Source organism: Pantoea sp. y20, from assembly GCF_054903455.1.
The window spans coordinates 3,164,367-3,177,129 of the sequence record NZ_CM142816.1; the positions used below are offsets into that span (position 1 = coordinate 3,164,367).

The 12,763-nt window shown below is 54.8% G+C and carries 12 protein-coding genes; 9 read left to right on the forward strand and 3 right to left on the reverse strand.

Features of this window, described 5'->3' with window-relative positions:
* Window positions 1-53: 53 nt before the first annotated feature.
* The 3 genes from mmuM to ACYAC5_RS14785 form a co-directional block, all read right to left on the reverse strand.
* Window positions 54-989, reverse strand: coding sequence for a homocysteine S-methyltransferase (gene mmuM, locus ACYAC5_RS14775; protein ID WP_137386316.1), 936 nt, complete (start codon window positions 987-989; stop codon window positions 54-56).
* Window positions 979-2,394: an S-methylmethionine permease gene (mmuP, locus tag ACYAC5_RS14780; RefSeq protein ID WP_101763440.1), complete on the reverse strand. Its 1,416-nt coding sequence runs from the start codon at window positions 2,392-2,394 to the stop codon at window positions 979-981. The genes mmuM and mmuP overlap by 11 nt, the downstream gene beginning before the upstream one ends.
* Before the next feature lie 133 nt (window positions 2,395-2,527).
* Window positions 2,528-2,866: a DUF2002 family protein gene (locus tag ACYAC5_RS14785; RefSeq protein ID WP_008101622.1), complete on the reverse strand. Its 339-nt coding sequence runs from the start codon at window positions 2,864-2,866 to the stop codon at window positions 2,528-2,530.
* 150 nt (window positions 2,867-3,016) lie between these two features.
* On the opposite strand from ACYAC5_RS14785, the gene ACYAC5_RS14790 reads away from it, so the two are divergent.
* The 9 genes from ACYAC5_RS14790 to mprA all read left to right on the forward strand — a co-directional run bounded on the left by ACYAC5_RS14790 (window position 3,017) and on the right by mprA (window position 12,733).
* Complete coding sequence (locus ACYAC5_RS14790; protein ID WP_008101623.1) at window positions 3,017-3,337, forward strand: DUF883 family protein; 321 nt, start codon at window positions 3,017-3,019, stop codon at window positions 3,335-3,337.
* A 505-nt stretch (window positions 3,338-3,842) separates the two neighbouring features.
* A complete protein-coding gene (gene nrdH, locus ACYAC5_RS14795; protein WP_008101624.1) occupies window positions 3,843-4,085 on the forward strand; it encodes a glutaredoxin-like protein NrdH in 243 nt (80 codons plus the stop codon).
* 3 nt (window positions 4,086-4,088) lie between these two features.
* Window positions 4,089-4,493, forward strand: a complete 405-nt coding sequence (gene nrdI, locus ACYAC5_RS14800; protein WP_061718050.1) for a class Ib ribonucleoside-diphosphate reductase assembly flavoprotein NrdI — start codon at window positions 4,089-4,091, stop codon at window positions 4,491-4,493.
* Window positions 4,472-6,610 (forward strand): class 1b ribonucleoside-diphosphate reductase subunit alpha, encoded by a 2,139-nt coding sequence (nrdE, locus tag ACYAC5_RS14805; protein WP_309833574.1) that lies wholly within the window; start codon window positions 4,472-4,474, stop codon window positions 6,608-6,610. Before nrdI ends, nrdE begins: the two co-directional genes overlap by 22 nt.
* A gap of 8 nt (window positions 6,611-6,618) precedes the next feature.
* Window positions 6,619-7,578, forward strand: coding sequence for a class 1b ribonucleoside-diphosphate reductase subunit beta (nrdF, locus tag ACYAC5_RS14810; RefSeq protein WP_110868298.1), 960 nt, complete (start codon window positions 6,619-6,621; stop codon window positions 7,576-7,578).
* 482 nt (window positions 7,579-8,060) lie between these two features.
* The gene (gene proV, locus ACYAC5_RS14815; protein WP_101763437.1) at window positions 8,061-9,251 is read left to right on the forward strand and encodes a glycine betaine/L-proline ABC transporter ATP-binding protein ProV; all 1,191 of its coding nucleotides are present in this window, start codon (window positions 8,061-8,063) and stop codon (window positions 9,249-9,251) included.
* Between the two features lie 2 nt (window positions 9,252-9,253).
* Window positions 9,254-10,435 carry a glycine betaine/L-proline ABC transporter permease ProW gene (gene proW / locus ACYAC5_RS14820; protein ID WP_309833572.1) on the forward strand — a complete coding sequence of 394 codons (1,182 nt, stop codon included), beginning with the start codon at window positions 9,254-9,256 and terminating at the stop codon, window positions 10,433-10,435.
* Between the two features lie 63 nt (window positions 10,436-10,498).
* Window positions 10,499-11,494: a glycine betaine/L-proline ABC transporter substrate-binding protein ProX gene (gene proX / locus ACYAC5_RS14825; protein WP_101763435.1), complete on the forward strand. Its 996-nt coding sequence runs from the start codon at window positions 10,499-10,501 to the stop codon at window positions 11,492-11,494.
* A 708-nt stretch (window positions 11,495-12,202) separates the two neighbouring features.
* Window positions 12,203-12,733, forward strand: a complete 531-nt coding sequence (gene mprA, locus ACYAC5_RS14830) for a transcriptional repressor MprA (RefSeq protein ID WP_008101638.1) — start codon at window positions 12,203-12,205, stop codon at window positions 12,731-12,733.
* Window positions 12,734-12,763 lie beyond the last annotated feature (30 nt).

Here is a 12,763-nt window from a genome sequence, read left to right on the forward strand (position 1 = left end):
TGTAAACTGCCCTTCTGTGCTTAATCGCGCTATCACTGATGATTTTCTGCGCTTTATTGCGGTTGACAACAAGCAGCAATCGCCGCGATATCCTGCGGCGTGGTACGGCAGCAGCCGCCAATCAGACGTGCGCCCGCCTGCTGCCATTCAGCGAATTTGTCATGCAGCGTGCAGCCCGACGGCGCGGAGTGCCAGGTTTTGCTGCTGGCATCGTACTGCTCGCCGGAGTTCGGATAGACCAGCAGCGGCTTATCACACAGCGCCTGGAAGCGGCGCAGAGCGGGCGTTACGCTCTCCAGCGCCACGCAGTTGATGCCAACCGCCACCACCTGCGGTGCCGCATGCACCAGCTCAGCCACTTTACTCAACGGCGTGCCGTCGCTGATGTGTTCGGCATCGCGCAGGGTAAAGGAGAACCACGCGCTGCTGGCAGGGAATTCAGCCAGTAAACTCACCAGCGCCTGCGCTTCGGTAAAGGACGGCAACGTTTCACAGGCCAGCAGATCGACACCCGCTTCCAGCAACGCCTTCACGCGCGGACGGTGGAACGCTTTCATCTCCTCTTCCGGCAGCGCGTAATCACCGCGATACTCCGCACCATTGGCCAGAAAAGCGCCATACGGCCCGACCGAACCGGCCACCAGCAAGGGCGCGGTGCTGGCGGAAGATGCGCGATAGTCATCACGCGCGCGCTGCGCCAGCTGTACGCTCTGGGTGATCAGTGCCAGCGCCTGCGCTTCATCTAAGCCGCGCGCGGCAAAACCCTGCGGCGTGGCCTGATAGCTGGCGGTGATCGCCACATGCGCGCCGGCAGCAAAGTAGTCGTGATGCACCTGATAAATCAGCTCAGGATTTTCCATCAGCACTTTGGCCGACCACAGCGCATCGGCCAGATTGCAGCCGCGCGCCTCCAGCTCGGTCGCCAGCGCGCCATCCAGAATCAGCGTGTCAGTTTGGGTTAGAGCCTGCGCGACAGGATTACGCGACATCGTTGGCCTCCTCAGCCTTAAGGGATGACTTGCGTCGTTGCGTGACATGGTATGCGGCATAGCAGAACAGCACAAACGGAATGCCGCACCACAGCGCAATACGCTGCGATGGATCGAATGCCAGTCCGACGCACGCCAGCAGGCATAACAGGAAGCCCAGAATCGGCGTCAGCGGATAGAGCGGCGCGCGATACGCCAGCTGTTGTAAGCTGCCGCCCGCCTGCAGATGGCGACGACGGAACACATAGTGCGAGGCGCAGATGCTGAGCCACACCGCCACCACGGCAAAACCGGAAATCGCCGACAGCGCCACAAACACTGTGTCCGGCGCAATCACACTGGAGAACAGCGCCAGCAAGCCGCCAATCATGCTCACGGTCAGCGCCAGCACGGGAATGCCACGACGGTTGACGCGCGCAAAACAGCGCGGCAGCGTCTTCTCATTAGCCAGCGACCACAACATGCGGCCAGAAGCATACAGGCCGGAGTTGGCGGCGGAGAGAATGGCGGTGAGGATCACGAAGTTGAAAATATCCGCCGCGTACGGGATGCCGATCTTTTCAAACACCAGCACAAACGGGCTTTTGACGATCCCGGCCTGATCCATCGGGATCAGCGCCGCCAGCACAAATACCGTGCCGATAAAGAAGATGATCAACCGTGCGACGGTGGTGCGGATCGCCAGCGGCAGCGCTTTTTGTGGCTGCTCGGTTTCACCGGCGGCGATGCCGATCAATTCCGTGCCCGAGAAAGCGAAGTTGACCGCTACCATGGTCATCAGAATCGGCAGCGTGCCGTGCGGCAGCCAGCCGGAAGCGGTGAGATTGTGTAATCCCGGCGCAGCGCTGCCGTCTTTCATCGGGATAAAACCAAAGATCGCACCCGCACCGAGAATGATAAAGGCGATGATGGTGATCACTTTGATGATGGAGAACCAGAATTCACCTTCGGCAAAAAAGCGCGTTGAGACGATATTCAGCAGATAAATAGCGATGCAGAACACCAGACACCACGTCCACACCGGCACGCTTGGGAACCAATACTGCATACAGAACCCGGCGGCGGTCAGGCTGGAACCCAGCGCCACCGTCCAGGTGAGCCAGTAAAGCCAGGCGACGGTATAACCGGTGGCCGGACTGAGATAGCGCGCGGCATAGACGTGGAACGCGCCGGTTTCCGGCATCGCTACGGCCAGTTCGCCGAGACAGACCATCACCAACCACACCACCAGCGCACCAATCAGATAGGCCAGCAAGGTGCCGGCTGCACCGGTGGTTGAGATGATGTAGCCGGTATTGAAGAACAGCCCGGTTCCGATCACACCGCCCAGCGACAGCATCACCAGATGCCGTACCTTCATGGTGCGCTTAAAGTTTTCCTGTGGAGGCGTATCCTGAGTTTGCATGATATTTATCCGTATGGACGTCTGAACATCTATATGGACACAAGGTTATACGCGTCAGCGTGCGGATTTGCAACGGGGCAGAAGGAGAGGATTGAGTCAGGGTTTGCGGCCCCGCGTGAAACGGGGCGCAAGTTCAGGCGCCAAATACGCCTTGCAGATAACGCTCAAGCGCAACGCGCGAGCTGAAGCCGTGCGGAATGCCGTAATGCTCCTGCGAATCGCCCATTAAATAGAGTGGGAATTGCGTGTAGTGATCGCAGGTTTTCATCTCTGAAGCCGGTTCAGCAAAGCTCTGGCTTTTCTCTTTCAGCGTCGGGTGAATGATTAAGGCGGTCCGTCCCATACGCGCTTCGCGATTGACGTACACATAGTTTTCGCCGCGACGATAACCGTAAATTTTTGGCGTTTGGGTATCCATTTCGAAGCCCACTTTCTCAAGTACGCGCGCTACCTCATCTGGTCGTAAATACATGCTTGCTCCTCTCTTCTCACAGCCCCGCAACCTTACAGCAGCAAGATGGCATGGGCATTCGGAATTTTCCCTAAAGCCTGGCACATCCCTGCGTTTAATCACGCTTCGTCTACACTAAGTATTACGTGTTAAATCAAAGGGAGCTAAAAAATGTTTAATCGAAGCGCAAAAAACGATGACATTGATATCAATCAGGATGTAAACGAACTGGCCGATTCGCTAGAGGCGTTACTTAAATCTTATGGCAGTGAAGCTAAAGACGAAGTTGATAATGCCCGTAGCCAGGCGCAGGCGCTGTTAAAGCAGACGCGTGCCAAACTGAGCGGCGGACAGAGTCGCGTATCGCAAGCGGCACGTGATGCGGGTACGCAGGTTGACGCCTATGTCCACGACAAGCCGTGGCACGGCGTGGGCGTCGGTGCGGCGATAGGCTTAGTGCTTGGCGCGTTGCTGGTGTCTTCACGCCGATAAGCATGTGTTCGTTGATGCAATGAGCCTCGCTGATGCGGGGCTTTTTTGTGGGCGCGAGATAGTGCGCGCTTTCCCTCACCCTAACCCTCTCCCGCAGGCGGGAGAGGGAATAGTTAGCTTGATTAGCGCCTTCTCCCGCAGGCGGGAGAGGGAATGTTTAGGTGGCGTTCAACTGTAACACCTATGCTGGATCGGCTCCTTCTCCCGCTTGCGGGAGAAGGCTGGGATGAGGGTCAAATCGCACAAAATCCAACCACCTCTCCCATCTCATTCCCTTTACAAAAAATTTTTCCGGCCTGGAAGGCGCATGATCTCTGGTCTTAGCGAATATCCGAAGATCAAAATCACAAAACCCTATATCTGGTGGGCTTGACCCTTTTACCCACTACATCTAGTATTCAACCCATCAACTAACTACCAAATGTCGTCAAGGACGAAGTTCGATGCAAACAGGAATTTGCTTCGTATCTCGCAATCTGACCGCAATCAAAGGGAAATACGAATCATGCGCATTATTATTTACACCAAAGACAACTGTGTCCAGTGCAATGCGACTAAAAATGCCATGGACCGCAAAGGTATCGACTATCAGCTGATCAACCTTGATACCCAACCTGAAGCCATCGACAACCTCAAATCTCTCGGCTATCGCCAGGTGCCAGTGGTGATGACGCAAGACGATCACTGGAGTGGCTTCCGTCCCGACAAAATTGCCAGCCTGCGCCAGCTCGCGGCCGTCGGGGGATAAGCCATGTTTCCACTGGTCTATTTCTCTAGCCAGTCGGAAAACACGCACCGATTCATCACGCGTCTTGGGCTGCCTGCCCGCCGCATTCCGGTTGACGGCAAGCAGCGCCTGCATATCGAACAGCCCTACATTTTAGTGGTGCCGAGCTACGGCGGCGGCAGTTCGCGCGGTGCGGTGCCGAGACAAGTGATTCAATTCCTCAATGATGATGCCAACCGACGCGGGATTCGCGGGGTGATCGCTGCCGGTAACCGCAACTTCGGTGAAGGCTATTGCCTGGCGGGCGACATCATTGCGCAGAAATGTCAGGTTCCCTATCTCTACCGCTTTGAGCTGATGGGAACCCCCGACGATATCGCTAATGTAAAAGCGGGAGTGACCCAATTTTGGCAACGACAGACACCCTAAACAGCTCGCTGACTGATTACCACGCGCTTAACGCGATGCTGAACCTGTATGACGCCGATGGCCGCATCCAGTTCAGCAAAGATCACGAAGCGACGCGCCAGTTCTTCCTGCAGCATGTACAACCCAATACCGTGCCGTTTGCCTCGGCAGGCGAGCGCCTGCGCTATCTGGTGGCCGAAGGCTACTACGAAGCCGAGGTGCTGAATCAGTACGCTTTCGATTTCCTGTGTCAGCTGCACGATGAAGCTGATGCGGCAGGTTTCGCCTTTCACACCTTCCTCGGGGCGTGGAAGTTTTACACCAGCTACACGTTGAAAACCTTCGACGGCAAACGCTATCTGGAAACCTTCGAACAGCGCGCCTGCATGGTGGCGCTGACGCTGGCACGCGGCAATGAAACCTTAGCGCGCGAGCTGCTGGCGGAAATGCTGAGCGGTCGCTTCCAGCCGGCTACGCCAACTTTCCTTAACTGCGGTAAGCAGCAGCGCGGTGAGCTGGTCTCCTGCTTCCTGCTGCGCATCGAAGACAACATGGAATCGATTGGTCGCGCGGTGAACTCGGCGCTGCAACTGTCGAAACGCGGCGGCGGCGTAGCGTTCCTGCTTTCCAACCTGCGTGAATCGGGCGCGCCGATTAAGCGCATTGAGAACCAGTCGTCCGGCGTAATTCCGGTGATGAAGATGCTGGAAGATGCGTTCTCCTACGCTAACCAGCTGGGTGCGCGTCAGGGCGCAGGCGCGGTATGGCTGAATGCCCATCACCCGGATATTTTCCGCTTCCTTGATACCAAACGCGAAAACGCCGACGAGAAGATCCGCATCAAAACGCTGTCGCTCGGCGTGGTGATCCCGGATATCACCTTCCAACTGGCGAAAGAGAATCGCGATATGGCGCTGTTCTCGCCGTACGATGTCGAGCGCATCTACGGCAAAGCCTTTGGTGATATCAGCATCAGCGAGCATTACGACGAGATGCTGGCGGACGATCGCATCACCAAAACCTACATCAAGCCGCGCGATTTCTTCCAGACGCTGGCGGAGATTCAGTTTGAATCGGGCTACCCGTACATCATGTTTGAAGACAGCGTGAACCGCAGCAACCCGATTGCCGGGCGCATCAACATGAGTAATCTCTGTTCCGAGATTTTGCAGGTTAACAGCGCCAGCGAATTCAATGACGATCTTAGCTATCGTCGCGTCGGCAAAGATATCTCCTGCAACCTCGGCTCTCTCAACATTGCGCATGCCATGGATTCGCGCAATCTGGCGCAAACCGTGGAAACCGCCGTGCGTGCACTGACCGCCGTTTCCGAGATGAGTGAGATCAATTCGGTGCCTTCGGTGGCGGAAGGCAATCGCCGCTCGCACGCGATTGGCCTCGGTCAGATGAACCTGCATGGTTATCTGGCGCGCGAAGGCATGGCGTACGGTTCAGAAGAGGCGCTGGATTTCACCAATCTCTATTTCTATTGCGTCACCTATCACGCCGTGCGCACCTCGAATCTGCTGGCGCAGGAGCATCAGAAGAGTTTCGACGGTTTCGCCGAGTCGAAATACGCCAGCGGCAGTTACTTCGATAAATATGTCGAACAGCGCTGGCTGCCGCGCACCGCGCGCGTGGCAAAGCTGTTCGCCGATGCCGGACTAACTCTGCCAACGCAGGCCGACTGGCAAGCGCTGCGTGCAGCGGTGATGCAACATGGGCTGTACAACCAGAACCTGCAGGCGATTCCGCCCACCGGTTCGATCTCGTACATCAACCATGCGACCTCCAGCATTCACCCGATTGTGTCGCGCATTGAGATCCGTAAAGAGGGCAAAACTGGCCGCGTCTACTATCCGGCACCGTTTATGACCAACGACAATCTCGACCTCTATCAGGATGCGTACTCCATTGGGCCGGAAGCGATTATTGATACCTACGCCGAAGCCACGCAGCACGTCGATCAAGGCCTGTCGCTGACGCTGTTCTTCCGCGACGACGTCACCACGCGCGATATCAACAAAGCGCAGATCTACGCGTGGAAAAAAGGCATCAAAACGCTCTATTACATCCGTCTGCGCCAGATGGCGCTTCAAGGCACCGAGGTGCAGGGCTGCGTCTCCTGCTCACTGTGATGAAAACTATGCAACTCAAACAAATTCAAGCGATTAACTGGAACCGCATCCAGGACGAAAAAGACCTCGAAGTGTGGAACCGACTGACCAGTAATTTCTGGCTGCCGGAAAAAGTGCCGCTCTCCAACGATTTGCCAGCGTGGCAGTCGCTGGACCACCAGCAACAGCAGCTGACTATTCGGGTGTTTACCGGATTGACGCTGCTCGACACCATCCAGAACGTGATTGGTGCGCCGGGTCTGATGGAAGATGCGATTACGCCGCATGAAGAAGCCGTGCTGTCGAACGTCTCCTTTATGGAAGCGGTGCATGCGCGTTCGTACAGTTCGATTTTCTCCACGCTGTGTAATACCGCAGATGTCGATGCGGCGTATCGCTGGAGTGAAGAGAATGAAGCGTTGCAGAACAAGGCGAAGATTGTGCTGGAGCACTATCGCGCCGAGGATCCGCTCAAGAAGAAAATCGCCAGCGTGTTCCTTGAATCATTCCTGTTCTACTCCGGTTTCTGGCTGCCGATGTATTGGTCAAGCCGTGGCAAGCTGACCAACACCGCAGATCTGATTCGCCTGATCATTCGCGACGAAGCGGTACACGGCTACTACATCGGCTATAAGTACCAAAAGTCGCTGGAAAACGTCGATGCTGGCCGCCGCGAGGAGTTGCAGCAGTTTGCGATTGATTTGCTGCTGGCGCTGTACGAAAACGAAGTGGTGTATACCGAAGCCTTGTACGGTGAAGTCGGTTGGGCGGAAGAGGTGAAAACCTTCCTGCACTACAACGCCAATAAAGCGCTAATGAACCTCGGCTACGAAGCGCTGTTCCCGGCCGAACTGACCGCCGTGAACCCGGCGATTTTGTCCGCGCTGTCGCCCAACGCCGATGAAAACCACGACTTCTTCTCAGGTTCAGGCTCCTCTTATGTAATGGGGAAAGCCGTGGAAACCGAAGACGAAGACTGGAATTTTTAATACGCGTCATAGTTCGCGTTGCCTGGCGGCACCTACTTTTGGCACAGCAGCGTTGACTGCGCCCACTCTTCCCAGTCCCATAGTTCACTATGCTGCTGGGTCGAGTGGGCTTGTCGCCTTGCTGTGACGCGAATTATTTAGCGTATTGATTCAGTGATAATTAATTTTTAAACCAATCTTATTTCCGCTCTTCTCACCCATTTATTTCACTTATATTTCTTCTTTTTGGATTGATTTTCGGCCGCTCTGCACCAGAAACAGTCTGAAACGCACATAAATTCACTTCTCAAATGCAAAAAATTAATCCGCGCGCATCCCTTGTGAGCACTGGCGATTTTAGCGATTGACTGCTGCGCGCGCCGCCGAATATCGCCCTTCAGGGTTGTCAGATAATTTCACTATGTTAGGGTATAGGGCGCTTAATTTTACTCAGGACCACAACAAGAAATAGTTAAACATTTAACCGGGAAATTAATTACTGCATGGCAATTAAACTCGAAGTAAAGAATTTATATAAGGTATTTGGGGATAATCCCGAAAAGGCATTTAAGCTGATCGATAAAGGCGAAAGCAAAGAGAGTATTCTGGCAAAAACCGGCCTCTCTGTTGGCGTCAAAAATGCCAGTCTGGCCATTGAAGAAGGCGAGATCTTCGTCATCATGGGGCTTTCAGGTTCAGGTAAGTCCACCATGGTTCGCCTTCTCAATCGTCTGATCGAGCCCACTCGCGGCCAGGTAATCATAGACGGTGTCGATATTGCCAAAATATCGGAATCGGAACTGCGTGAAGTCCGCAGAAATAAGATCAGTATGGTATTTCAATCCTTCGCGCTGATGCCACACATGACTGTGCTAAATAATGCCGCCTTTGGCATGGAATTAGCCGGCATTCCCTTAGCCGAACGTCAGGAAAAAGCGCTGGAAGCATTGCGTCAGGTTGGCCTGGATAATTACGCCCACTCTTATCCCGATGAACTTTCTGGCGGCATGCGTCAACGCGTTGGATTAGCCCGCGCATTGGCGATTAATCCTGATATTTTATTAATGGATGAAGCTTTCTCAGCACTTGATCCGTTGATTCGTACCGAAATGCAGGATGAACTGGTAAAACTGCAGGCCAAACATCAGCGTACCATTGTATTTATTTCTCACGACCTCGATGAAGCGATGCGTATTGGCGACCGTATTGCCATTATGCAGGGCGGCGAAGTGGTACAGGTCGGCACGCCGGATGAAATCCTCAATAATCCTGCCAACGATTATGTGCGCACCTTCTTCCGCGGCGTCGATATTAGTCACGTGTTTAGCGCCAAAGATATTGCGCGTCGCAGTGCGGGTTCTCTGATCCGCAAAGCCGCCGGTTTTGGTCCGCGATCCGCCATCAAGCTGCTGCAGGATGAAGATCGCGAATATGGCTACGTGCTGGAGAAACAGAAGTTTGTTGGCGTGGTGTCCACCGATTCATTGAAAGCCGCGCTGGCGGCCGGTGAAGGGCTGGATAGCGCGCTGCTCGACACGCCCTTAGCGGTTCCTGCCGATACCTCCCTGAACGATCTGCTGTCGCATGTGGCACAAGCGCCCTGCGCCGTGCCGGTAGTCAGCGAAGAGAATCAGTACGTCGGTATCATTTCGAAAAGCATGCTGTTGCGTGCTTTAGACCGTGAAGGAGCCTAATCATGAGCGAACAAACAGCGAATCCGTGGGAAAGCGCCAGCCAAACCACCCAGCAACCTGCCACCACTGATACCAGCCCCGCCGCCAGCAGCAGCGATCCCTGGGCGAGCGGCGGTGCCGCGCCTGCAGATAGCAGCTCCGGCAGCGCCGATGCATGGGGCGATCCCTCCGCCGCCAGCAGCGGTGGCCACGATGCCGCCAGCAATGCTGCCAGCAGCAGCAGCGACTGGCTGAGCAGCGCACCCGCTCCCGCGCCGGAACATTTCAACCTCATGGACCCGTTCCATAAAACCTGGATTCCGCTTGATAGCTGGGTGACTGAAGGCATCGATTGGGTGGTCAGCCATTTCCGTCCGGTGTTTCAGGGCATTCGCGTGCCGGTGGATTACATCCTCAGCGCGTTCCAGCAGTTACTGCTCGGCATGCCCGCGCCGGTAGCGATTGTGGTGTTCGCACTGATCGCCTGGCAGATTGCCAGCCCGGCGATGGGCGTTGCTACGCTGGTCTCGCTGATTGCCATTGGCGCGATTGGTGCCTGGTCGCAGGCGATGGTGACGCTGGCGCTGGTGCTAACCGCCCTGCTGTTCTGCATCATCATCGGCTTGCCGCTCGGCATCTGGCTGGCGCGCAGTGAACGTGCCGCGCGCATTATTCGTCCGCTGCTGGATGCGATGCAGACCACGCCAGCCTTCGTCTATCTGGTGCCGATCGTCATGCTGTTTGGTATCGGCAACGTGCCGGGCGTAGTGGTGACCATTATCTTTGCGCTGCCGCCGATTGTGCGCCTCACCATTCTAGGGATTAAGCAGGTACCAGCCGACCTGATTGAAGCGAGTGAATCCTTCGGTGCCAGCCCGCGTCAGATGCTGTTCAAAGTGCAGCTGCCGCTGGCGATGCCGACCATCATGGCTGGCGTAAACCAGACGCTGATGCTGGCGCTGTCGATGGTGGTGATCGCCTCGATGATCGCGGTTGGCGGTCTCGGTCAGATGGTGCTGCGCGGCATTGGTCGCCTGGATATGGGCCTCGCCACCGTCGGCGGCGTGGGCATCGTGATCCTCGCCATTATCCTCGATCGCTTGACGCAGTCGATGGGCCGCGACAGCCGCAGCCGTGGCAGCCGTCACTGGTACAGCACTGGCCCGCTCGGTCTGCTGATGCGCCCTTTCAGTAAAAAAGCCTGATTTCAATGGGCGGTCCGCTGCGGCCGCCCGTCTTCGACGTAACACGTAAAATAAGGAATGACTATGCGCAAGACAGCTCTCATCGCCGCCGTCCTGACGACGTTCGCCGCGACGCACGTGTCCGCCGCCGACCTGCCCGGTAAAGGCATCACCGTTAAACCGACGCAGAGCACCATCTCTGAAGAGACCTTCCAAACGCTGTTGGTGAGCCGCGCGCTGGAGAAACTCGGTTATACCGTTGAGAAGCCAAGCGAGATTGATTACAACGTGGCGTACACCACCATCGCAGCCGGTGATGCCACCTTTATTGCCACCAACTGGCAACCGCTGCACGACGATATGTATAAAGCCGCGGGCGGCGATGCGAAGTTTTATCGCCAGGGCACTTACGTCGGTGGCGCGGCTCAGGGTTACCTGATCGATAAGAAAACCGCCGAGCAGTATCACATCACCAATATTGAACAGCTGAAAGATCCCAAGATCGCCAAACTGTTTGATACCAATGGTGATGGCAAAGCGGATTTGACCGGCTGTACGCCAGGCTGGGGCTGTGAAGCGGTGATTAATCACCAGATTGATGCCTACAAGCTGAGCAACACAGTGGAGCACAATCAGGGCAACTACTCGGCGATGATCGCCGATACCATCACGCGCTTTAAACAGGGCAAACCGGTGTTTTATTACACCTGGACGCCGTATTGGGTCAGCGACGTGCTGAAGCCGGGTAAAGATGTGGTATGGCTGCAGGTACCGTTCTCTTCACTGCCGGGCGAGCAGAGCAAAGTCGATACCAAGCTGGCGAACGGGGCTAACTACGGTTTCCCGGTGAACACCATGCATATCGTCGCCAACAAAGCCTGGACCGAGAAAAATCCGGCCGCGGCAAAGCTGTTTGCTGAGATGAAGCTGCCGATTGGCGACATCAACGCCGAGAATGCGGCGATGCATGCGGGCCATGCTTCTGAAGCCGATATCAATGGCCACGTTGATGGCTGGATCAAAGGTCACCAGGCGGAATTCGATAAGTGGATTCAGGACGCACTGGCGGCAGCGAAGTAACGCATTTACATTAGCGTTGGTATTGTAGCGGCGCGATTTATCGCGCCGTTTTTCATGCAATCAATCCACTTTAAGAACTCAGCGCAATAAATTGCGCCGCTACGGCAAAACGGCTGCCTCCCCCTTTTCCTTTCCCCCGATAAGCGAAGCGTGCGCTATAGCGCACTGGTACGTCCTGTTAATTAACACACCATTGAAATAATTTTTTCGGTTACTATTACCTACAAATGATTATCTCTCTTATCCGCACGCAATGACTGCTTCCCGTTTAGCGATCAAATTCCATCACTTAGGCTGGTGTCGCATTCGCGCGGGCGTTGTTAAGAGCATGTTAATCAACACCTTGATTTACGTGGATAAGCGGCGCGCGAAAAGTGTTTAGAAATCGTAAAGATGGTTCTAAACCGCTGAGCAATACTATTCATTAATGATTGGGTTTGTTATGGTTAGCAGCGCAGTTATTCACCAGAGTTATTTTTTCTCGCGAAATTATTTATCTGTAAAAAGGTTTCCCGAGATGAATTGATGGCATCGGCTGCCTGTATGTTCAGGTGGGATGTCAGGGCAAAATGCCCAGGGTTAAGGAACAACCTGGAATGTCAGATGTTGACTATGTGATCGTGCTAACAATCACCTGCGGAAATTGTGACTACGCTTAATCTGTCACCATCATTACTATACCAGTTGCAACTAAGAGGTTTTTTTAAAATGGAAAGTTCGTTTACTCCCATTGAACAGATGCTTAACATCCGTGCTAACCGCCATAAAGATTTTCCGCTGCAGGAGATCATTTTGACCCGCTTGTGCATGCACATGCAGGGTAAACTGCTGGATAATCGCAACAAAATGTTGAAGGCGCAGGGAATTAACGAGACCTTATTCATGGCGCTGATTACCCTTGATGCACAGGAAAATCAGAGCATTCAGCCTTCAGAACTGAGTTCTGCCCTCGGCTCTTCACGCACCAATGCCACGCGTATCGCTGATGAGCTGGAGAAGCGCGGCTGGATCGAACGTCGTGAAAGCGAGAACGACCGTCGCTGCCTGCATCTGCATTTGACCGAAAAAGGCAATGAATTCCTGCGCCAGCTGCTGCCACCGCAGCATCAGAGCCTGCAATACCTGTGGTCTTCGCTCTCTACTAACGAGCAGGATCAGCTGGAATCGATTACCCGTAAGTTACTTAACCGTCTCGATAAAATGGACGAAGATCAGGTTATCGCTTCCCTGTCGCGCTAATAGCAAGAAGTGCGACACAATCACCTTCCG